Raw genomic sequence first — 20,668 nt, 5'->3', positions numbered from 1 at the left:
GTTTCGTGAACGCAGAAATTTTAATGAACGTCACCCCCACGGAAACGCGTGTGGCGGTGGTTGAAAATGGCGTACTGCAGGAAATCTATATCGAGCGGACTAACCATCGTGGGTTGGTCGGCAATATCTACAAAGGTAAGGTCGTTCGAGTATTGCCGGGTATGCAGGCCGCGTTTGTGGATATCGGCCTAGAGCGTGCGGCGTTTATCCATGCCGCTGAAGTCGGTAAAGGCGATGCTAATACGCCAATTAATCAATTGCTGCACGAAGGGCAGTCGTTGGTGGTGCAAGTCACTAAAGATCCGATCAGCACTAAAGGTGCGCGCCTAACCACTCAGCTTGCGATTCCTTCGCGGTATTTGGTGTATATGCCGGGTGTAGATCACGTGGGTGGGTCACAGCGTATTGAAGAAGAAGGTGAGCGCGACCGCCTGAAAGAATTAGTGAATAACTGTATGGAAGCCGAAGGCTTGACCGGTGAAGCAGGCTTTATTTTGCGCACCGCAGCGGAAGGCGTTGGTGAAGATGAAATCCTTGCCGATACTCGCTATCTACGCCGCTTATGGCGCAAGCTGGAAGAACGTATAAAAGATAATAAAGCGCCAAGCTTGGTCTACGACGAATTACCCTTGTCGTTACGCACCATTCGCGATTTATCGCGTCCAGAGGTGAGTAAAATACTCATCGATTCACGCGAAACCTTCCAAAAAATCGAGCACTTTACGCAGCAGTACGTGCCAGAAGTCGCCGAGCGAATCGACTGCTATCCTGGTCCGCGTCCTATTTTTGAGTTGTACAGCGTTGAAGATGAAATACAGCGGGCGTTAGAGCGCAAAGTGCCACTCAAGTCTGGTGGTTATTTGGTTGTAGACCAAACCGAGGCCATGACTACGATTGATGTGAACACCGGTGGTTTTGTTGGGCGTCGTAATTTAGAAGAAACCATCTATAAAACCAATCTGGAAGCAGCAACCGCGATTGGTCGCCAGGTCCGTTTGCGTAATCTAGGTGGCATTATCATTCTCGATTTTATTGATATGACCGAGCCTGAACATCAGCGTCAGGTGTTGCGCATGTTAGAAAAAATGCTCGAGAAAGATCATACCAAGAGCAAAATTAGCGGCGTGTCAGAATTAGGCTTAGTGGAAATGCCGCGCAAGCGTACTCGCGAAAGCCTTGAGCATATGCTGATGGAGCCCTGCAAAGCTTGCGATGGCCGTGGTTCGGTAAAAACAGCGGAAACCATTTGCTACGAAATATTCCGCGAGATTCTGCGGGAGGAACGAGCCTACGAAGCGGGTACGTATTCTGTGCTCGCCAGTCAGCAAGTTGTCGATCGCCTGTTAGACGAAGATAGCCACGGATTGGCTGACCTTGAAGCATTTATTGGTAAGGCCATTAAATTGCAGGTTGAGAGTCAATACACTCAAGATCAATACGACATCATCCTGCAATAGGGCGAAACATGAATCGTTTTCGCTCTATTTGGACCCAAGTCTGGATCACCATCGTTGTGGCAATGGTGGCGCTTGCCTTATATACCAGTCTTGGTCGCCAACTAATCCCTCTGATAGAAACCTTCAAACCTGACCTCGAACGAGTACTGAGCGAGCAATTAAAGCAGCCGGTAACTATTCGTCAATTGCGCGGCGGTTGGAATTTATTATCGCCGGTCGTGCATGTTGATGATCTCAGCATTGGCGATGAAAATGACGGCTTGGTAGTGACGAGCATTGAAGCTGAACTCGATTTAAGTGCCACTGCTTTTTATCGCTTGCCGGTGTTTAAGCGCATCAATGTCGACGGTGTCAGTGCGGCCATTCGTCAAACTGATGATGGCGCTTGGTTTGTAGGAGAACACTGGAAGATCCTATCTGCGGTGACCGAAGAGCCGAGCAATACGCCTGATGCTGAAGATAATAACTCAGCCAATAAGCTGGTGGATTGGTTAGAGCTACAACAGTCGGTGATTTTATCCAACTGGTCATTGCAAAGTCATAGCCTTGAACATGATGAGCAGCTAGAAATTAAGCAGCTTGTTTGGCGTAACCAAGGCGAAGATCATGCGCTAGAAGGCACGGTTGCTTGGGGGCGCGAGCAGCTTGCCGATATCTTTGTCAGTGCTGCGTTAGAAGGGCCGCTATGGCCATGGGGCGATCAGCATGGCGAAGTATATTTACGCGTTGATAACCAAGAATGGACGCGCTGGATTCCTAACGAGTTGCCGCAAAATCTGCATGTTTCGCGTTTTGAAGGCGGTGCCGAGGGTTGGCTAAGTATTCGTGATGGCGATTTAAATGCTATTTATGTCGCTGCAATAATCCCAGCTTTGCATGTTGAAACGGGTGCTAAACCTCTAAGTTTGAATAACGGCTCAGTGCTCGCCAGTGGTATTCGCACGGGTAGCGATTGGCATGTGCGTGTTTTACCAGAATTCGATGAACCGCTGCCGTTCGCGCAATTGCGTGTCAGCTCTGTGTCTTTGGCGCAGCAAAAAGGTTTTCAGATTGGCATACCCGATGTTGATATTCGAAAAACTGGCGAATTTATTTTGCGTCATAATTTACTGCCAGAACGCTTTAGCCAATATGTCGACAACGTTGCGCCAGAAGGTAAGGCCAGTGATGTACGCGTGGCTGTTTTACCAAGCTTAGTGGTCGGCGAACCGTGGAAGGTTGATATTCGCGCCAACCTTGCAGGTTTAAGCACACAGCCATTTCATGGCATTCCTTCATTTGATAACGCAGAAGGTAAATTACATCTGCAACCCAACGCGGGTGTAGTGGCGATTAGTGATCCGACGTTAACCATGCATCTGCCCGATATTTATCAGTCGCCGTGGGATTTAACGGACGTATCGGCTAATTTTTATTGGAAAATTGAGCCTGAGTTTTTCCGTTTAAAGCTGGATAAGTTACGCGCAAATCTTGAAGGAACCCCTGTTCACGGCGATTTAGCCATGCGTATTCCCCGTCGAGATACCGACGTTGAATACAATATTGCTTTAATGTTGGGGGTTACTAAAGCACCGCAAGAACTGCAAACGGCGTTAGTGCCGGATATTCTTGATCCTGCCATTAATGAGTTTTTGGATAACGGTCTTGATGGGGGCACGTTGCAAGATGTTGGCTTTGTGTTAAATGGCCATGTGGGCAGTGATGTTCCGCACAATAGCTTAACAACACAGCTTTATCTCGCAGCCGATGACGTGAAGGTAACGTATTTAGATGAGTGGCCAGCAATAGAACACGTGAGTGGCCGAGTCTTATTAGACGCCCCAAACGTTGATATTTGGATTGATGAAGGCCAAACCCTTGGCGGTGATTTACTAGCCAACAGCAGTCGTGTACGAATTCGTGACACCAAAGATGGCACGCAGCTAAATGTTGTTGGCCAAATAGCGGGCGATGCGGGTGAGGGCATGCGTTATTTTACTGATACTCCCATCCAAGCCTTGGTTGATAATGCGTTTGACCAATGGCAGGCCAACGGCCAGATCGAGAGCAGCTTACGTTTAGAGATGTTGTTAGGTAAGCCGAATAGCAGCCCTAGTGTGCAATTAGACAGCCAATTAACCAATGCGCGTTTGCGCTTAGGCGAGCTGGATTTAAATTTGGAGGCAGTGACCGGCTTAATCCACTTCAGTACAGAGGAAGGCTTAAGCTCAAAAGGCCTAACCGCTGGTTTGTTGGGGGGAACATTTGCCGCCACTATGCAATCGACCTTGGTCGATGGCGGTTTTGATATTCATCTTGATGGTTCTGGCAAAGCCACATGGCAGGATTTTAAGGCGTGGATGCCGGTATTTTTGCTTGATCCTATTAGCGGCGAATTAAATTATCAGGCCAGTTTAGATGTTCGCCCCGCGAGTCGTGGTGGTGTGCAACTGGACGTCGAATCGGATCTCGTTGGAACCCTGGTTGATCTACCATTTCCTGCGGGTAAGTTAACGGATACACCACGTTCGCTTATTGCTCAGATTAAGCCCAGCGATATCACCAGTATTACGTTGAATTACGATGATTTTTTACGAGCAGAGTTAGGGCTTGGCAAAGATGGAGTGGATGTTGGTCATGTGACATTGGATGGCACAGAGCCTGTCATGCCGGATAATCCGGGCATTATTATCAGTGGCACCATTGACGAAACCTTAGATGCTGAACCTTGGTTTGATGTTTGGAATCATATGATGGCGTTACTCGATGCCGAGCCCGCGCCAAAGAAAGGGCCGAATGGACGCAGCGTTGAGGCAACACCGAACCCAGTCGAAAGTGTTGATATTACCTTATCGGGTTTAGATGCTTGGGATATTCCCATGGGTATCACCCGTATTGCCGGACGTCAAGAAGCCAACGACTGGACGCTGCAAATTGATAGCGATGTAACGCGTGGTACCGTCGTTGTTCACCCTGGCGATAAGCCAATCTCGTTGTTGCTCGACTATATTCACATGCCTGAAGACGAACCGGTTGTTGTTGCCGAGGGCGATGATATTCCTGAGGTTGTTGATCCACTACAGGATCTCGATCCCGCGTTGTTACCTGCCTTGGATATGACCTTGCAGGAATTGTATGTCGGTACTCGCAATTATGGTCGCTGGCAAATTGCCAGTCGTCCGAGTGTGCAAGGGCTGACAGTTAATATTCTTGATAGTGACATGAAGGGCTTAAACGTCAGTGGCAAAATGGATTGGAATTATATCGACGGTATTCATGATACTCGCCTATACGATATGACGATTAAGGGCTCTGATATTGGTAAAGTGCAACGTGCATTCCGTCAATCGGCAGCGATCGAGGGCAAAGATCTACAATCAACGCTGGCGCTTAATTGGCAGGGGTCGCCGCTGGGTTTCGACACTGAGACCTTGCAAGGAGATGTTAGTGTGCGAATCAAAGATGGTTCGTTGCAAGCGGAAGGCACCGGTGCTTTACGTGCGTTTGGAGCATTGAATTTTAATTCGATAGCGCGGCGTTTGCGCCTCGATTTTTCTGATATTTATCAATCAGGTTTGGCATTCGATACGTTAAAGGGTAAAGCAAAAATAGAGGCTGGTTTACTGACCTTATCAGAACCGCTAAGTGTCGAAGGCCCCGGCGGGAAGTTCCTGACGTCAGGAGCGACCAATCTGAATACAGGCGACTTGGATATGAAGTTGGCGGTGACATTCCCCGTCACCAGTACGTTGCCCTTGGTCGCGGTATTAGCGGGTTTTGCTCCGCCGATTGCCGCCTCGGTTTACGTGACCGAAAAGTTAATTGGTGACGAATTAGAACGCTTTACCAGTGCTAGTTACGATATCAAAGGCACTTGGCAGCAGCCGGTGATGGAAATTAATCAAGCTTTCGACAATCAAGTTGATGGTAAGAAAAAACGCGGAATTAAAAGCCGTATTTTCAGCGTGTTTAATATCTTCAATATCTTTGGTTCGGACGACGAGTAACTATGAATCACATAGCCGTAGTGCAAAATAATGCCGGTAGCGACATTGAAGCGAATAAAGCGCAATTGGCGATCTTAATTGCCGATGCAGCAAGCACTGGCGCTAAGGTTATTTTGTTACCGGAAATGTGTTTGTGCATGGATGGTAGCCAATATCATCACATTGCTGAAAACACTGAATATACGGCTTGGTTTACGCGGCAAGCGCAGCATTACGGTGTTTGGTTGTTGGTGGGTGCAATTCCTCAGCCATGCCCCGACCGTGATCCACGTGTGCGTTCCGCGTTATTGGTATTTAATGAGCAGGGTGAGCAGGTCAGTCGTTACGACAAAATTCATTTGTTCGATGTTAATGTTGGCGATAGCCAAGGGCGTTATGCCGAATCAGAACGCTTTGCCCCAGGCGATGAACTGTTGGTAGTGAATAGTCCAGTAGGGAAAATAGGCTTAGCCATTTGTTTTGACCTGCGCTTTCCTGAACACTTTCAAGCACTACGCGATTTAGGTGCTGAAATTCTTGTTGTGCCCGCTGCATTCACCTACACCACCGGTGAAGTACACTGGCAAACCTTACTACGCGCCCGAGCGATAGAGCAGCAATGCTATGTTGTCGCCGCAAACCAGTGCGGCTGGCACGATACCAAACGCCAAACATGGGGACATTCACAGATCATTGATCCTTGGGGCAAGGTTATGGCCGAGCTTGATCATGATATGGGCGTTACAAGTGCCGAGATTGATTTGCAACGAGTGCAGGACGTACGTGAGAAAATGCCGTTGTTGCGCGGGTGATTTTTTAGTTTGTGCGGCGGCTGACGCCGCGGTTCTTCTTTCTCGGGGATCTTATCCCCGCCCCCCTGCTTTGTGCTTTCTGGCCTTATCCCGCGTCCTGCCGGATAGATCTATCGGTTCAGAATAACTTCGGCAGGCCCAGAGGCACGAGACGATATGCTTTAAATCGGATGGATTCGAAGGGGGGAGGCGTTTCATGTGTAGGAGCGATTCAACGAACGCTTTTTGTTCGTAATCGCGATAGGTTCTGAGAATATCATCAACGCTTTCGGCACTGCTCGCTGGCGCTCCCTGAGTACCTCCTACAACGAAATATGCAAAGCAGCCCTGCCTGCGCCAGCAGTTACAAGCCTAAACTCCAGAAAAAGACTACCCCATCTGCGTGCGAATAAACTGAAACAACTTTTTAAAGTTAGTTCCTGGCTTCGGCGGCTCGCTGCTCATTTCTTTTTGCGCATTACGCACTAGATTTCGCAGTTGCTGACGATCAACATCCGGATATTCTTCGATAAAATCATTCAAGCCATTGGCGTCGTCGAGTAAACGTGAACGCCATTGCTCTTGCTGTTTGATTAGGCGGCCATGCAGTTCGCTCGATGGATCAAGTTTATCAACGGCAGTTTGAATAGCGTCGAGGTCTTCGTCGCGCATGATTTTACCGATGTATTGAAAATGACGACGACGGGCTTCGTGCTTGGTGATGCGTCGACTTTCTACTAACGCATTTTTCAAAAGTTCGCTAATCGGGAGCGTATCCCACTTTGCAGGCGCCAAGTTGCTCAGGGTTTCGCCCAAAGCTTGGAAACGGTGCATGTCGCGCTTTAATTGTGATTTGCTGATTTCGCCATCATCGAAATCATCGTCGTCGTAATACTTGCTCATAAAATCGGAATACCGGGTTACAGGTAGAACAGGGTTGCCAGCCCTAAGAATGTCATAAAACCAACGACGTCGGTGACTGTGGTGAGGATCACACCGCCCGCTAAGGCTGGGTCAATTCCGCGTGCTTTTAATATCAATGGCAATGCCGCGCCAGTGATGGCGGCGACCATGAGGTTAATGATAATCGAACTGCCAATAATCAGGGCAATTTTTATGTCGTGAAACCATGCAAATGTCACAATGGCAATTACGACAGCCCATAACAGCCCGTTGATTGCAGCGACAATGAGTTCGCGATTGAAGAGCCAGCGGAAGTTAGCACCACTAAGGTGTCCTAGAGCTTGGCCGCGAATAACGAGAGTCAGTACTTGGCTACCGGCAATACCGCCCATGCTGGCGACAATGGGCATTAGCACGGCTAAGGCAACGACCTGCTCTATGGTTTTATCGAATAATCCAATCACGGCAGAGGCGGCAAGGGCGGTGATTAAGTTAATCCCTAGCCACACCGCACGGCGGCGACTGGTTTTTAGTGCCGGTGCGAAGGTATCTTCATCTTCATCCAAACCCGCCATACTCATCAAAGAGTGGTCGGCGGTTTCGCGGATAACGTCAACCACGTCATCGATGGTGATGCGACCGATGAGTACGCCAGCGGCGTCTACAACCGGTGCAGAAACTAAGTCGTGACGTTCGAACAGCTTGGCTACGTCAGTGTCGTGCATGGTCGCCGGAATGATTTTAGCGTCCGTGGTCATGACTTCACGAACGGTTTGCTGTGGGTCACTAACCAACAGTTTACTGACGGGCAACAAACCGATGAATTCGTTTTGTCGGTTTACGACCAAAAGGTTGTCGGTCATGGCCGGCAATGATTTATGCCGACGTAAATAGCGCAACACAACGTCCAAGGTGATCTCTGGGCGAATCGTCACGGTATCCGTGTTCATCAAGCCGCCGGCGCTATCTTCTGGATAGCCTAAGATGGCTTCCACTCGCGCTCGATCGACTTGGTCCATCGAATTTAGAACTTCTTGAGTCACACGCTCAGGAAGTTGTTGCAACATGTCGGCCACGTCATCGGTGTCGAGGTCGGCGGTCATGTCGACAACTTCAGCCGCGCTCATATCCGATAAAAAATGGCTTTGCAGTTCTTCGCTTAGGTATTGAAGAACTTCACCTTCGAGTTCTTTATCGACTAATTCCCATAAAATCTTACGGGCTTTAGGAGGAGAGGATTCGATTAAATGGGCGACGTCTACGGGTGCTAAACCCGAATTTAGAATGCGCTGAACCTTGGCCAAAGCACCGCTTTCTAGAGCGGCGTTAAGGCTATGCAGTTTGGCTTTTGCCTTTTCCGTCTGTTGTCCCATGGAATGGCTCTGGTTGCGCAGGAGTTGACCAGAATTCTAGCCTGAATAGCGCCCATATACCATGAAAGTACTCGCAGTATTAGCGCTAATTTGCTGTTTTATAGCGGATTATTCACCTTCGTCGAAGAAACGATTGATGAGGTCTTGGAGTGCGGTAATGGCTTCTGCTTCGTCACTACCTTCGGCTTGAAGTTGGATCTCGGTGCCTTTGCTCGCAGCCAACATCATGACTGCCATAATGCTTTTGCCATCAACCAAACGGCCAGGGTAACCGACTTTCACTTGGCTAGAAAACGCTGACGCTGTAGAGACTAATTTGGCCGCTGCACGGGCATGTAGACCCAGTTTATTGATAATTGTTATTTGGGTACTGATCATGAATTAATGGCCTGTCGATTCGGAAATCCGCGCGAGTTCTCGGTGACGAACTTGCACGTTGGGATAATGTTGCTGGAATTCAGCTGTCAGTTGCTCGGCCATGTATACCGACCTATGTTGGCCACCGGTGCAGCCGATGGCGATGGTCATATAGCTGCGGTTGGCATCAATAAAACGTGGCATCCAACGTTGCATAAATTCACTAATACTTTGTTGCATATCTTTGACGTCATCGTACTGACTTAAAAACTCTTGTACTGGCTGCTCTAAACCCGTGTGGTGCCGCAAACTTTCATCCCAGTAGGGGTTAGGTAGATGGCGGACATCGAATACATAGTCGGCGTCGATGGGGATACCGTGTTTAAAGCCAAAGGATTCAAACAGGATGGACATATCGCCGTCTCGTTTATCGGCCACTCGTAAGCGAATTAAGCTGCGCAGCTCATGTACCGACATATGCGTGGTATCGAGCGTTAAGTCGGCCATATTCGCCAGTGGATCAAGCAGTACTTTCTCTTGTTCGATGGCTTCTGCCAACGAGATTTTCTTACTGGTTAGGGGGTGTTTTCTTCGCGTTGCACTAAATCGTTGCAATAAGACTTTTTCACTGGCATCGAGATAAACAACATCGAGCTTGTAATGGTCGTGCGGGAGGTCGCGTAACACTAATTCGATGCGATCAACCGCATGGGCAAGATTGCGAGCATCAACACTTACGGCAATTTGGGTGAGTTTTTCATTACCGTTGGCTTGTTCGGTAAGGGCGGGAAGTAGACCAATGGGAAGGTTGTCGATGCAATAAAATCCGAGATCTTCCAGCACATGCAAGGCACTGGACTTACCTGAGCCGGATCGGCCGCTAATCACTACCAAACGCATGGGTCTACATTCCTTGTGCTATCAGGTTCCGGCGGCTGCGCGCTGGAATAATTGACGATTGTCCGGAGCGCAACGTAACGCACTACGGTACGACTCTTCATTAAAATTACGGGCTAACATTGCCAATACTTGCAAATGTTCTTCCGTTGCTTCTTCAGGCACTAAGAGTGCGAACACCAAATCCACTGGTTTGCCGTCAATGGCGTCGAAGTCGATTGGCTCGGCAAGGCGTAATAGCACGCCAAAGGCCTGTTCACACTGAGGCAACCGACAATGGGGAATGGCAATGCCTTCCCCTATGCCGGTACTACCCAGACGCTCGCGTCCGAGTAGTCGCTCATAGATTTCATCCGCTGAGCTATCGCTGATGGATTCAGCGACCAATCCTGCTAGGAATTCCAGCAACTTTTTTTTGCTGGATACCTCTGCGTCCACCAAGGTGTGTGTTGGTGAGAGGATATCGTCAATGCGAAGTGTCATGGAGTTAGCCTTGTCCGTGTAGCCGCGCGACTGTTTTTTCTTTGTGTTTTAACACTTGTCGATCGAGCTTGTCAGTCATTAAGTCAATGGCAGCATACATATCGTCATGCTCTGACTTGGCATGGATATCTGTGCCGGTGACGTGGATCGTCGCTTCCGCTACTTGGCGGCCCTTTTCAACGGTCAGAGTAACCTGTCCGGTAGTGATGTTGTCAAAGTGACGTGTCAGCTTTGACATCTTTTCCTCAACGTATCCCTGCATTGCTTCGGTTACATCTACGTGGTGACCACTGATATTGATTTGCATGCCCAGTCTCCTTTTTGTCTACTGGCTCGTTGTTGATCGTCAGATAAGCTGTTTGCGCTCGTTAGAGGGCGGTATCATCATGGCCTCGCGGTACTTAGCAACAGTACGGCGCGCGACTTGGATGCCTTTGTCGCCTAGTAATGCCGCGATTTTATTGTCGCTTAATGGCTTACGGGCATTTTCTTCAGAAATTAGTTTTTTGATCATGGCACGAATAGCCGTAGATGAACATTCACCACCGCTATCGGTACTGACGTGGCTTGAGAAGAAATATTTCAGCTCAAAAATACCACGAGGGGTGTGCATAAATTTCTGCGTGGTAACACGAGAAATCGTCGATTCGTGCATGCCTACAGCCTCGGCAATGTCATGCAGAACCAGGGGTTTCATTTTTTCTTCGCCTTCTTCGAAGAATTCGATCTGATATTCAACGATCTTAGTGGCCACCTTGAGCAAGGTTTCATTACGGCTTTGTAAGCTTTTGATGAACCAGCGAGCTTCTTGCAGGTGGTCTTTGAGGAAGGCGTTGTCGGTGCTGTTATCAGAACGGCGAACCAGAGATGCATAATCAGCATTGACGCGCAGACGCGGTGCGATTTCGGGGTTGAGTTCTACACGCCATTCGTCACGAATATTACGCACCAAAACATCGGGAATCACATATTCAGATTGATCAGGAGAGATGCCTGAGCCCGGTTTTGGATTGAGTTCTTTAATTAAGCGCAGCACATCTTTGAGCGCTTCTTCTTTCAATTTGGCTTTGCGCATCAGCGTTGGATAATCACGACTGCCGAGTAACTCGATGTGTTCACGAATCACGAGTTTGGCTTCGGTTAACCATGGAGTTGCAGCGGGTAACTGCTGTAATTGCAGTAACAGGCATTCACGCAAGTCGAGACAGAATACGCCGGCGGGATCGAACTGCTGCAGGCGATGCAGCACGGCCATGATTTCGTCTTCTTCAACTTCTAACGCCGGATCAAGGCTGGTCAGAATGTCATCGACGGTGGTATGTAAATAGCCATCGTCGTCGGTGCCATCAATCAGCATTATGGCGATTTCGCGATCGGTATCACTCATCGGAGTGAGATTAAGCTGCCACAGAAGGTGGTCTTGTAGGCTATCGGTGGTGGCATGACGAGAGTCGTAATCGAAGTCGTCGTCTATTGCGCCACTACTACCGCTGCTGGAGGAAACGCTGGCAGTGGTTTGGTAGGTATCTTCCCATTCGCTGTCGTTGGGTAGATCTTCTGGAATTTTATCGTTAGACCATTGTTCGTCGAGCGTGTGGTTGTCTTCAGAGCGCTCGCGGGCTTCGTGATCTATTTCGTTTTGTTCTTGCTCGGTTTTTTCACCACGGGGTGCTTCTACTTCAGGATTCGGATCGTCGTACTCATCCGTTTCTAACATCGGATTGGAGTCGAGCGCCTCCTGTATCTCCTGCTGTAAGTCCAAGGTGGACAGCTGGAGTAGGCGGATGGCTTGTTGCAACTGAGGGGTCATGGTCAGTTGCTGACCCATCTTTAACTGGAGAGACGCTTTCATGGAAACTTAACGATTACCTATCTACGGCAGAAAAATAGTGTTTATGCATTATAGGCTAAGCCTGTGCTTATGGAATCTATCTTGCAAGCACGAAACCCGATTGATTCGATCATAGCCTGAGGAGGGGGCTAGAATCAAAGGCGGAAATCGTTACCAAGGTAAACTTTCCGCACTTGTTCGTTCGCTAAAACTTCTTCTGCAGTGCCTTCTGCAATGATATGGCCTCCGCCGACAATGTAAGCCTTTTCGCAAATAGCTAAGGTCTCGCGTACATTGTGGTCGGTGATTAGTACGCCGATGCCGCGGTTTTTCAGCTGACGAATAATATCCATGATGTCGGACACGGAAATTGGGTCAACCCCTGCGAATGGCTCATCCAATAGTATGAAGGACGGCTCTGCAGCTAGCGCGCGTGCTATCTCTACACGTCGACGTTCACCTCCAGATAACGACATGCCTAAGCTTGTGCGGATGTGCTGAATGTGGAATTCATCGAGCAAGCTTTCAAGGCGCTCTAATCTTTGTTTGCGGTTTAGATCCTTACGCGTTTCTAAAATTGCGAGGATATTGTCGGCAACGCTGAGCTTACGAAAAATCGAGGCTTCTTGGGGTAAGTAACCGATTCCTCGTTGCGCACGCCCATGCATCGGCAGGTGGCTAAGGTCTTCGTCGTCGATCTTGATACGTCCTTTATCGGCTTGCACAAGATTAACGATCATATAAAAACAAGTGGTTTTACCTGCGCCGTTAGGGCCCAGTAAGCCGACTATTTGGCCGCTGTGAACCGATAGCGATACATCTTTTACCACTTCACGGCCGTTGTAACTTTTCGCTAGGTGTTCAGCTTTCAGCGTTTTCATCAGTGGCCTGTTGCGGTTGGATAATAACTTTAATACGACGATCGCCAGAGGTGCCGTTGTCTGGCGTACCTTTGGTGTCGCTGCGCTTGCCGCCGTCGGCTTTGACGGTTTCTTTGTCCATGTCGTAGACGATATGCTCGCCACTAAATAGGTTGCCATCTTGTTCTAATTGCGAGTCGCCGGTCAGTGTTACTTGGCGGCGCGCGGCAAAATAGTCAATGCGATCACCATGAGCGCGAGTCATAGGTTTGCCAACGGTCACTTGTTGCTGATAGCGTGCTGGTTGCCCGTTGTTGCCTTCCGCTACAGCCTTTTCGAGCGTGTTGCCGCTGCGTAAAATCATCAATCGTTCGGATTCAATACGCAGTGTGCCTTGAGTCAGGATGACGTTACCTTCGTAGATAACCGTACCCGCTTTGCGGTCGATTTCTGCGCGGTCGGATAATATGGTCATTTCCTGTTGCCAGTCATCGGGTAGCGCAAGTGCTAGCTGACTGATGCTGCTCACGGCCAAAATAAATAACGCACGGGCGCTGTTTTTCATAGTGTTGGTGTGCTTATTGTTCGGGTACATAAATAGTCTTTACCCCGGTTTTCAGTTCCATGCGCTGGCGGTTAACATCCAGAGTCATGCCTGTTGCGGTCGCGCGGCTACCCGGTCCTGTCATGGTGACCAGTAGATCGGTCGCTGCAATTTGCTCACGAATATCATAGGTTAACGCTTCGGTTTCAATCAGCATGGCATCGGTTGTTTGCTCACCAGTATTGATAGGCTCTATCCGTACGGCCTGATTAAAACGAATGACTTGCTCGTCGTCTTTTAGCGACCCTTCTTTGGCGGTGACTTGCCAGATTTGGCCGCGATCATCCCGCGTGGTAATCATAGGTGCGAAAAAACGGGTCACACCTATTAGGGGATAGTGATCTGAACGTTGGGCTCGAAAAGTCTGTCCAAGTTTACCATCCACACCATAATGCCAGTTGAGTAGCGTCTCACCGTAGTAATCGGCTTCGTTACTTTGCTGTTCACTCAAGGGCTGATTCAGCTCTTGGGTGTAGCGATCAACCGCGATTAAGGCCAAGCCAAATATCAAGGTTAACAGTAGCAGCAAGTAACGTTTACGCATTAGATAACGCCTGCGCGTAGCATGTCATGCATGGTGACGACGCCTACAGTACGCTGTTCATTTTTTACCACTAAGGCATTAATTTTATTGTCTTCCATAATTTTCAATGCTTCAGCGGCCAAGATGCCTTGCGTCGTTGTTTTACAATTTGCGGTCATTATATCGCTCATTGAACAGGCATGGATGTCAACGCCTTGGTCGATAGCGCGACGTAAATCGCCATCGGTAAAAATACCGGCCAAATCGCCATTGTCATCTTGTACTGTGGTCATACCTAAGCCTTTCGATGTAACTACCAAAAGTGCTTCGGATAAACGTGTGCTGGTATTAACGACGGGTAATTGGTCGCCACTGTGCATGATATCTTCCACTTTAAGCAGCAAACGACGACCTAAGCTACCGCCGGGATGTGAAAAGGCGAAGTCTTCAGCGGTAAATCCTTTCGCTTCTAATAAGGCAATGGCTAGTGCATCACCCATTACCAATGCCGCTGTTGTCGATGAAGTTGGCGCTAAATCCAGCGGGCAAGCCTCTTGTTCAACACCGGTATAAAGGTGGCTGTTGGCCGCTTTTGCTAATGTTGAAGAAGGGTTGCCGGTCATGCTGATCAACGGTGTTCCCATGCGCTTTAGCAACGGTAGCATGCTAGTCACTTCGTTTGTTTCGCCTGAGTTCGACAGCGCAATCACGACGTCTGCGGCAGTGATCATTCCCATGTCGCCGTGGCTGGCTTCACCTGGGTGAACGAAGAAAGCAGGAGTGCCTGTACTGGCTAAGGTTGCAGCAATTTTATTGCCGATATGACCAGACTTACCCATGCCGGTAACAACAACGCGACCACGGCATTGAATGATCATTTGGCAGGCGCGGGTAAAATGTTCATCAAGATAATCCGCTAAGCGCGCAACCGCTTGTTGCTCGAGTTTTATCGTACGCTCGGCGGAGGAAATGAAATTAAATAATTGTGCAGTCGTCATAAATAATTAAGCCGTATAAAAAAGAGAAACAAGATAAACAAAATAGGCGGAGATCATAAGTAGACCCGATACACGCCCCATAGTGCCCTTACGGTAGTTAATAGCGAACAAGGCAATTAGCATAATAGTCGCGCCCATCATTACCATGTAGTCGCGTTCGAATGCCATCGGCTCTACAGCCGTTACTGCCAACAAGCCGGGGATGGGCATAACCGCTAACATGTTGAAAATGTTGGAGCCAATCACGTTACCAATCGCAATATCGTGATGACCTTTGAGCGCACTGGCTACGGAAGCTGCTAGCTCCGGTAGGCTGGTGCCGATAGCGACTATTGTTAAGCCGATAACCAGATCACTCACACCAAAAGCATGAGCAATACCCGTAGCGCCCCATACCAATAGCTTAGAACTGACCATCAGTGCTGCTAAGCCAATGACTAACCACAATATGGCTGACTTCATATTGGTGTTTTCGATTTCAGCCGCTTCATCTTCATCAACAACCGCTGCGCCGCTTTCGCTGGAATCAAGAAACATTAAGTACAAAGCGATGATAAGAGCCACGATCAAGATGGCGGCATCAATGAAATTTAGCTCCAGATCCATCAGCGTGAGACCGCCGATGATACTCGCCAATAGTAGTAGCGGTAGTTCTTTCTTCAATAGAGAGCGCTGTAGAGCAATTGGGGCGATCAGTGCCGTGAGGCCGAGAACGAGAAGAATATTGGTAATGTTCGAGCCGAGCGCATTGCCAATGGCTAGGTTGCCTGCGCCATCAATAGCAGCCATCGCGGAGACGAACATCTCTGGCGCTGAAGTACCTATCGAAACGATGGTCAGGCCAACCAGTAATGGTGACATACCAAGATGACGAGCAGTAGCTGCGGCACCGATCACAAATTTGTCGGCACTCCACACTAAAACAATTAAACCAAGCAGTACGGCCCCATATTCAGCATACATAATCAAGTGGTGCTCCTGTTGGAGTGAGTAAGACGTCGCAGCGACTGACTGTAAAATTAGCTCGCCATTGTACCCGAGGGAATTCTGCACGCAATTGCAACTCTGAGTTCAAGGTGAGGCGCAGACCTGTGCGCGGGATAAGCATTGGTCTGCCAGATACAATCCGCTATGCTAGCCACAGATTTTTATAGGTGCTTGCGCATGTCAGACCAGCAGTCGTATGTGACCATCAAAGGGTTGTCGTTTAGTCGCGGAGATCGGCTTATCTACGACAATCTTGATGTGGATTTTCCGAAAGGCAAAATCACCGCCATCATGGGCCCAAGTGGCACAGGTAAAACGACGCTACTGCGTTTGATTGGCGGCCAATTGCAACCCGATAGCGGCAGCGTGCTGGTGGATGGTCAGGATGTGACCAAACTCAAGCGTTCCGAGTTATTGGAATTACGTAAACGTAAAATGGGCATGCTGTTTCAAACCAGTGGTTTGTTCACCGATTTGAGCGTATTCGAAAACGTCGCGTTTCCTCTACGTGTTCATACCGACCTACCTGAGTCTATGATTCGTGACTTAGTACTGATGAAACTCGAAGCCGTGGGTTTGCGTGGTGCGCGCGATTTATCGCCCGCTGAATTATCTGGCGGCATGATTCGGCGAGTCGCGTTAGCGCGTTCGATTGCCATGGATCCTGAGATCATCATGTACGATGAGCCATTTACTGGCCTAGATCCTATTTCTATGGGCATGATCGTACGTTTGATTCGTGGCTTAAACAAAGCGCTCGGTCTTACCAGTTTGCTGGTATCGCACGATGTTGATGAATCGTGTTCGATTGCTGACTACTTATGTTTGTTGTCGGGTGGCAAAGTGATTGGCTTTGGTACGCCGGAAGAGCTGCGCCAAAGCGGTAATGATGAAGTGCGACAATTTCTGAATGGTGATCCAGATGGCCCCGTGCCGTTCCATTATCCTGCGCCTGACTACCGCCATGATTTATTGTCGGGAGGTCAGTGATGCTGAATAAATTGCAGTCGCTAGGCCAAAGTGGCGTTGCGACCATTGAGTCTTTAGGTCGGGCTACCGTACTGTTTATACAGTCATTGGGCTGGGGAGGGCCGGGCAGCGCTGGCTTTTCTGATCTTATTCGGCAAATTTACTCGGTTGGGGTGCGCTCGTTAAGCATCATTATAGTGGCGGGGTTTTTCGTTGGTATGGTGTTGAGTTTGCAGGGCTACACCATTTTGGTGAAATTCGGCTCGGACTCGGCACTCGGTACTTTAGTGTCGTTAACGCTCCTGCGTGAATTAGGCCCAGTGATCGCAGCCTTATTATTTGCTGGACGTGCGGGCTCGGCGTTAACCGCTGAAATTGGGTTAATGAAAGCCACCGAGCAGCTTTCTGCCATGGAAATGATGGGGGTTGATCCGCTTAAGCGTGTGATTACGCCGCGTTTGTGGGCTGGCATGATTTCCATGCCGATATTGGCTTTGCTGTTTAGCACGGTTGGTATTTGGGGTGGTGCCTTTGTTGCGGTTGATTTGCTGGGCATTGATGGCGGAAGTTACTGGGGCAATATGCAGGCGTCAGTTGCTTTTTATGAAGATGTCGTAAAAGGGTTAATTAAATCCTGTGTGTTCGGCATGGTGATTACTTGGATTGCGGTGTACCAAGGATATGACTCGGTGCCGACATCTGAAGGTATTGGTAAAGCAACCACGCAAACAGTGGTTATTTCTTCACTGGCCATTCTTGGGCTGGATTTCGTTTTGACTGCGGTCATGTTGGGAGGCATTTAATTATGCGTATGCGTTATATCGAGTTGGCCGTAGGCGTTTTTATGATCATGGGTATCATTGCTTTAGTTTTAATGGCGCTGCGAGTGAGTGGGCTGTCATTACAATCAACGGGCGATACCTATACCTTAAAAGCGCATTTTGAAAACTTGGGCGGCTTGACCGAGCGCGCCAAAGTATCGATGGCGGGTGTGAATATTGGTAATGTGACGAAAATTTATCTTGATTCCGAGCGCTATTCGGCAGTCGTTGAGATGGAAATTAACAAAAGCATGAACACGTTGTCGACGGATAGCTCGGCTGCGATTTTGACTTCAGGTTTACTGGGCGAGAAATACATTGGCCTGACGGTAGGTGCAGAAATGGAGTACCTAAAAGAAGGCGATTGGATTGATGACACTCAATCGGCGTTGGTGCTCGAAGAGCTTATTGGTCGCTTCTTATTTAATAAAGCAGAAGGCTAAGACAATGGCGTTGGCAAAACTGCAGTCTGAATCTAACCAGCGCGCCTATCTTAATGGCGACTTAAATAGCTCGACCGTGACGGCCTTGGCTCTCCACGGCACTGAGCTTATTCGCAATAGTGGTGGTAAGTGGAGCGTTGATATGAGCTCTGTTGAGCAAGCCAGCAGTGCTGGCGTTGCACTCTTATTGGAGTGGATGCGTGCTGCCGATGTCAGTGGCGTTACACTGAGCATTGAGCACTTACCCGATCATATGCGTCCTATTTTAACGGTGAGTGATCTCGATGAAGTGTTCGAGCCGCTACTGGCCTAGCCTGCTCGTACTCGAGGCCGTACTAAAAGTTACGGTCTAATCCACGGGTATCACTTCGCCCCGATCAAGAAATCCGCTATGATTGCCCACTTTGCATGTATTAAGTGGTAGAGCAGTTATGTCTCCAGCAGAAATTTTAGAAGTTTTACAATCTGAAGCACCAGAAGTTACTTGGTCGGTCATGGATGGCTACGTTAAGGAAATACTGGGCGTAGGTGAAGCCTTTGAAGGCCTGAACGCTGTCAAACGCCAGCAGTACGTGTACAAAATCCTTAATCCTTATATTGTTGATGGCAGCTTACACGCTGTGTCTATCCGCACCTTTACGCCAGCCGAAAAGGCCGATGCATAAGAGCCCCGTATGGAAAAATTAAGAATCGAAGGCGGCCACCGTCTAGACGGTGAGATCCGTATTTCGGGCGCCAAAAACTCAGCCCTGCCTATTTTGGCAGCTACCTTGCTCGCAGAAGGCGTGATGCAGGTCGGTAACTTACCGCACCTACACGACATCACCACCATGCTTGAGCTACTGGGTTGCATGGGTGTGCAAGTCGCAATTAATGAAGACATGTCGGTTGAAACTGACTGTGCCGAAATGAAAAGCTGCGTTGCTCCTTATGATTTAGTGCGCACTATGCGTGCTTCTATCTTGGTATTAGGTCCGCTGTTGGCTCGCTATGGCGAAGCTGAAGTCTCTTTGCCGGGTGGTTGTGCGATTGGTAGTCGCCCAGTCGACTTGCACTTACGTGGTATGGAAGCCTTGGGTGCTGAAGTCGAAGTGCTTGATGGTTACATCAAAGCACACGTACCGGGCGGCCGTTTAAAAGGTGCAGAATTCTTTTGCGATACCGTCACGGTAACCGGAACTGAAAACATTCTTATGGCTGCGGTATTAGCCGAAGGTCGTTCGGTTATTAAGAATGCAGCGCGTGAACCAGAAGTGGTCGACCTTGCTAACTGTTTGATCGCTATGGGCGCAAAAATTGAAGGTGCTGGCACTGATACTCTCGTGATTGACGGTGTGGAAAAACTTCACGGCTGTCATTTCGACGTACTACCGGATCGAATTGAAACGGGTACTTATTTAGTCGCTGCTGCGGTTACTGGTGGTCGAGTAAAGTGCAAAGATACCGATCCTCTATTGCTTGAAGCGGTATTGGATAAATTGCGTGAATGCGGAGCTGAAGTCACCACGGGCAAAGATTGGATCGAGCTGAATATGCACGGTCGTCGTCCTAAGTCCGTCAATATCCGCACCGCACCACACCCTGCATTCCCAACCGATATGCAGGCGCAATTCGTGGTGTTAAATGCGATTGCGGACGGTGTCGGCACTGTCGTTGAAACCGTTTTCGAAAACCGCTTCATGCACGCCCAAGAATTGGTGCGTATGGGTGCGGATATTCATGTTGAAGGCAATACTGCCATCGTCACCGGAAAAGAAGGTCTAAGCGCTGCGCCAGTGATGGCGACCGACTTACGTGCTTCTGCATCATTGGTGATTGCGGCTTTAGTTGCCGTTGGTGAAACCGACGTGAACCGCATTTATCATATTGATCGCGGTTATGAATGTATTGAAGAAAAATTCCAAATGCTGGGCGCGAATATTCGCCGCGTACAGTAATTATCGGACGCTGACAGAACAGAGAGGATCAGCCATACCATGACTCAGCCACTGACAATCGCCCTATCGAAGGGACGTATTCTCGATGATACCTTACCGTTATTAGCGGAAGCGGGTATTCATCCGGCCGAAGATATACAAAAGAGTCGTAAGCTGATTTTTGATACCAACCATGAGCATATTAAGCTGGTGGTTATTCGCGCTACCGACGTACCAACCTATGTTGAATACGGCGCTGCGGATTTGGGTGTTGCTGGTAAAGACGTATTAATGGAATACAACAGCGACAATCTATGCGAACCGTTAGATTTAAACATTGCTACGTGTCGTTTAATGACGGCAGCGTTAAAAGATGTCGAAATGCCTACCGGTCGCTTAAAAGTTGCCACTAAATTCGTGAATATTGCTAAGCGTTATTTTGCTGAGCAAGGTCGTCAGGTCGATATTATTAAGCTTTATGGCGGTATGG

General features: G+C 48.8%; 22 protein-coding genes. 10 read left to right on the top strand and 12 right to left on the bottom strand.

Annotation, left to right across the window (positions count from 1 at the left end):
* The first annotated feature begins 5 nt into the window (after positions 1-5).
* The 3 genes from rng to UXZ23_RS11525 are packed head-to-tail and all read left to right on the top strand — an operon-like array spanning position 6 to position 6,234.
* Positions 6-1,457 (top strand): ribonuclease G, encoded by a 1,452-nt coding sequence (rng, locus tag UXZ23_RS11535; RefSeq protein WP_320820716.1) that lies wholly within the window; start codon positions 6-8, stop codon positions 1,455-1,457.
* Positions 1,458-1,465: 8 nt separating this feature from the next.
* Positions 1,466-5,443 carry a YhdP family protein gene (locus UXZ23_RS11530; RefSeq protein ID WP_320820715.1) on the top strand — a complete coding sequence of 1,326 codons (3,978 nt, stop codon included), beginning with the start codon at positions 1,466-1,468 and terminating at the stop codon, positions 5,441-5,443.
* Positions 5,444-5,445: 2 nt separating this feature from the next.
* Positions 5,446-6,234 (top strand): carbon-nitrogen hydrolase family protein, encoded by a 789-nt coding sequence (locus tag UXZ23_RS11525; protein WP_320820714.1) that lies wholly within the window; start codon positions 5,446-5,448, stop codon positions 6,232-6,234.
* Positions 6,235-6,603: 369 nt separating this feature from the next.
* Here the strand turns inward: UXZ23_RS11525 and yjgA are convergent, their stop codons facing one another.
* From yjgA to UXZ23_RS11465, 12 genes are all read right to left on the bottom strand, one after another.
* Positions 6,604-7,116, bottom strand: coding sequence for a ribosome biogenesis factor YjgA (gene yjgA / locus UXZ23_RS11520; RefSeq protein ID WP_320820713.1), 513 nt, complete (start codon positions 7,114-7,116; stop codon positions 6,604-6,606).
* Between the two features lie 17 nt (positions 7,117-7,133).
* Positions 7,134-8,489 carry a magnesium transporter gene (gene mgtE / locus UXZ23_RS11515; protein WP_320820712.1) on the bottom strand — a complete coding sequence of 452 codons (1,356 nt, stop codon included), beginning with the start codon at positions 8,487-8,489 and terminating at the stop codon, positions 7,134-7,136.
* Positions 8,490-8,597: 108 nt separating this feature from the next.
* On the bottom strand, positions 8,598-8,867 hold the full coding sequence (locus UXZ23_RS11510; protein ID WP_015488210.1) for an HPr family phosphocarrier protein: 270 nt from the start codon (positions 8,865-8,867) through the stop codon (positions 8,598-8,600).
* A gap of 3 nt (positions 8,868-8,870) precedes the next feature.
* The gene (gene rapZ, locus UXZ23_RS11505) at positions 8,871-9,746 is read right to left on the bottom strand and encodes an RNase adapter RapZ (RefSeq protein WP_320820711.1); all 876 of its coding nucleotides are present in this window, start codon (positions 9,744-9,746) and stop codon (positions 8,871-8,873) included.
* Between the two features lie 21 nt (positions 9,747-9,767).
* A complete protein-coding gene (ptsN, locus tag UXZ23_RS11500; RefSeq protein WP_015488208.1) occupies positions 9,768-10,226 on the bottom strand; it encodes a PTS IIA-like nitrogen regulatory protein PtsN in 459 nt (152 codons plus the stop codon).
* 4 nt (positions 10,227-10,230) lie between these two features.
* A complete protein-coding gene (gene hpf, locus UXZ23_RS11495) occupies positions 10,231-10,533 on the bottom strand; it encodes a ribosome hibernation-promoting factor, HPF/YfiA family (RefSeq protein WP_015488207.1) in 303 nt (100 codons plus the stop codon).
* Between the two features lie 39 nt (positions 10,534-10,572).
* Entirely contained in the window at positions 10,573-12,078 is a 1,506-nt protein-coding gene (locus tag UXZ23_RS11490; RefSeq protein ID WP_320820710.1) for an RNA polymerase factor sigma-54, read from the bottom strand.
* Positions 12,079-12,212: 134 nt separating this feature from the next.
* On the bottom strand, positions 12,213-12,938 hold the full coding sequence (gene lptB, locus UXZ23_RS11485; RefSeq protein ID WP_320820709.1) for an LPS export ABC transporter ATP-binding protein: 726 nt from the start codon (positions 12,936-12,938) through the stop codon (positions 12,213-12,215).
* On the bottom strand, positions 12,919-13,512 hold the full coding sequence (lptA, locus tag UXZ23_RS11480; RefSeq protein WP_320820708.1) for a lipopolysaccharide transport periplasmic protein LptA: 594 nt from the start codon (positions 13,510-13,512) through the stop codon (positions 12,919-12,921). Before lptA ends, lptB begins: the two co-directional genes overlap by 20 nt.
* Positions 13,496-14,065, bottom strand: coding sequence for an LPS export ABC transporter periplasmic protein LptC (lptC, locus tag UXZ23_RS11475; protein WP_320820707.1), 570 nt, complete (start codon positions 14,063-14,065; stop codon positions 13,496-13,498). Before lptC ends, lptA begins: the two co-directional genes overlap by 17 nt.
* The gene (locus UXZ23_RS11470; protein WP_320820706.1) at positions 14,065-15,042 is read right to left on the bottom strand and encodes a KpsF/GutQ family sugar-phosphate isomerase; all 978 of its coding nucleotides are present in this window, start codon (positions 15,040-15,042) and stop codon (positions 14,065-14,067) included. The genes lptC and UXZ23_RS11470 overlap by 1 nt, the downstream gene beginning before the upstream one ends.
* A 6-nt stretch (positions 15,043-15,048) precedes the next feature.
* Complete coding sequence (locus tag UXZ23_RS11465; protein ID WP_320820720.1) at positions 15,049-16,005, bottom strand: calcium/sodium antiporter; 957 nt, start codon at positions 16,003-16,005, stop codon at positions 15,049-15,051.
* A gap of 201 nt (positions 16,006-16,206) precedes the next feature.
* On the opposite strand from UXZ23_RS11465, the gene UXZ23_RS11460 reads away from it, so the two are divergent.
* The 7 genes from UXZ23_RS11460 to hisG all read left to right on the top strand — a co-directional run.
* Entirely contained in the window at positions 16,207-17,019 is an 813-nt protein-coding gene (locus tag UXZ23_RS11460; RefSeq protein WP_320820705.1) for an ABC transporter ATP-binding protein, read from the top strand.
* Positions 17,019-17,801 carry a lipid asymmetry maintenance ABC transporter permease subunit MlaE gene (gene mlaE / locus UXZ23_RS11455; RefSeq protein ID WP_320820704.1) on the top strand — a complete coding sequence of 261 codons (783 nt, stop codon included), beginning with the start codon at positions 17,019-17,021 and terminating at the stop codon, positions 17,799-17,801. The genes UXZ23_RS11460 and mlaE overlap by 1 nt, the downstream gene beginning before the upstream one ends.
* Positions 17,802-17,803: 2 nt before the next feature.
* Positions 17,804-18,262 (top strand): outer membrane lipid asymmetry maintenance protein MlaD, encoded by a 459-nt coding sequence (mlaD, locus tag UXZ23_RS11450; protein ID WP_320820703.1) that lies wholly within the window; start codon positions 17,804-17,806, stop codon positions 18,260-18,262.
* A gap of 4 nt (positions 18,263-18,266) precedes the next feature.
* Positions 18,267-18,575 carry an STAS domain-containing protein gene (locus UXZ23_RS11445; RefSeq protein ID WP_320820702.1) on the top strand — a complete coding sequence of 103 codons (309 nt, stop codon included), beginning with the start codon at positions 18,267-18,269 and terminating at the stop codon, positions 18,573-18,575.
* A gap of 118 nt (positions 18,576-18,693) precedes the next feature.
* Complete coding sequence (locus UXZ23_RS11440; protein WP_320820701.1) at positions 18,694-18,927, top strand: BolA family protein; 234 nt, start codon at positions 18,694-18,696, stop codon at positions 18,925-18,927.
* Positions 18,928-18,936: 9 nt separating this feature from the next.
* Positions 18,937-20,199, top strand: coding sequence for a UDP-N-acetylglucosamine 1-carboxyvinyltransferase (murA, locus tag UXZ23_RS11435; protein ID WP_320820700.1), 1,263 nt, complete (start codon positions 18,937-18,939; stop codon positions 20,197-20,199).
* A gap of 39 nt (positions 20,200-20,238) precedes the next feature.
* Positions 20,239-20,668, top strand: a 430-nt coding sequence (gene hisG, locus UXZ23_RS11430; RefSeq protein WP_320820699.1) for an ATP phosphoribosyltransferase, incomplete at its 3' end; no start/stop codon positions are given.

The sequence above is a fragment of the Thalassolituus sp. genome, assembly GCF_034111725.1.
Classification (GTDB): Bacteria; Pseudomonadota; Gammaproteobacteria; order Pseudomonadales; family Oceanobacteraceae; genus Thalassolituus.
Note: the sequence above shows the minus strand (reverse complement) of the source record. Positions and strands in the feature narration are given on the sequence as shown.

Coding starts and splice junctions, on each gene's coding strand:
- UXZ23_RS11510 (WP_015488210.1), bottom strand. CDS start 8,867: ATGATCAGTACCCAAATAACAATTATCAATAAACTGGGTCTACATGCC.
- UXZ23_RS11470 (WP_320820706.1), bottom strand. CDS start 15,042: ATGACGACTGCACAATTATTTAATTTCATTTCCTCCGCCGAGCGTACG.
- yjgA (WP_320820713.1), bottom strand. CDS start 7,116: ATGAGCAAGTATTACGACGACGATGATTTCGATGATGGCGAAATCAGC.
- UXZ23_RS11445 (WP_320820702.1), top strand. CDS start 18,267: ATGGCGTTGGCAAAACTGCAGTCTGAATCTAACCAGCGCGCCTATCTT.
- ptsN (WP_015488208.1), bottom strand. CDS start 10,226: ATGACACTTCGCATTGACGATATCCTCTCACCAACACACACCTTGGTG.
- UXZ23_RS11465 (WP_320820720.1), bottom strand. CDS start 16,005: ATGTATGCTGAATATGGGGCCGTACTGCTTGGTTTAATTGTTTTAGTG.
- lptB (WP_320820709.1), bottom strand. CDS start 12,938: ATGAAAACGCTGAAAGCTGAACACCTAGCGAAAAGTTACAACGGCCGT.
- rapZ (WP_320820711.1), bottom strand. CDS start 9,746: ATGCGTTTGGTAGTGATTAGCGGCCGATCCGGCTCAGGTAAGTCCAGT.
- mlaE (WP_320820704.1), top strand. CDS start 17,019: ATGCTGAATAAATTGCAGTCGCTAGGCCAAAGTGGCGTTGCGACCATT.
- lptA (WP_320820708.1), bottom strand. CDS start 13,512: ATGTACCCGAACAATAAGCACACCAACACTATGAAAAACAGCGCCCGT.
- murA (WP_320820700.1), top strand. CDS start 18,937: ATGGAAAAATTAAGAATCGAAGGCGGCCACCGTCTAGACGGTGAGATC.
- mgtE (WP_320820712.1), bottom strand. CDS start 8,489: ATGGGACAACAGACGGAAAAGGCAAAAGCCAAACTGCATAGCCTTAAC.
- lptC (WP_320820707.1), bottom strand. CDS start 14,065: ATGCGTAAACGTTACTTGCTGCTACTGTTAACCTTGATATTTGGCTTG.
- mlaD (WP_320820703.1), top strand. CDS start 17,804: ATGCGTATGCGTTATATCGAGTTGGCCGTAGGCGTTTTTATGATCATG.
- UXZ23_RS11460 (WP_320820705.1), top strand. CDS start 16,207: ATGTCAGACCAGCAGTCGTATGTGACCATCAAAGGGTTGTCGTTTAGT.
- UXZ23_RS11490 (WP_320820710.1), bottom strand. CDS start 12,078: ATGAAAGCGTCTCTCCAGTTAAAGATGGGTCAGCAACTGACCATGACC.
- UXZ23_RS11525 (WP_320820714.1), top strand. CDS start 5,446: ATGAATCACATAGCCGTAGTGCAAAATAATGCCGGTAGCGACATTGAA.
- UXZ23_RS11440 (WP_320820701.1), top strand. CDS start 18,694: ATGTCTCCAGCAGAAATTTTAGAAGTTTTACAATCTGAAGCACCAGAA.
- hpf (WP_015488207.1), bottom strand. CDS start 10,533: ATGCAAATCAATATCAGTGGTCACCACGTAGATGTAACCGAAGCAATG.
- UXZ23_RS11530 (WP_320820715.1), top strand. CDS start 1,466: ATGAATCGTTTTCGCTCTATTTGGACCCAAGTCTGGATCACCATCGTT.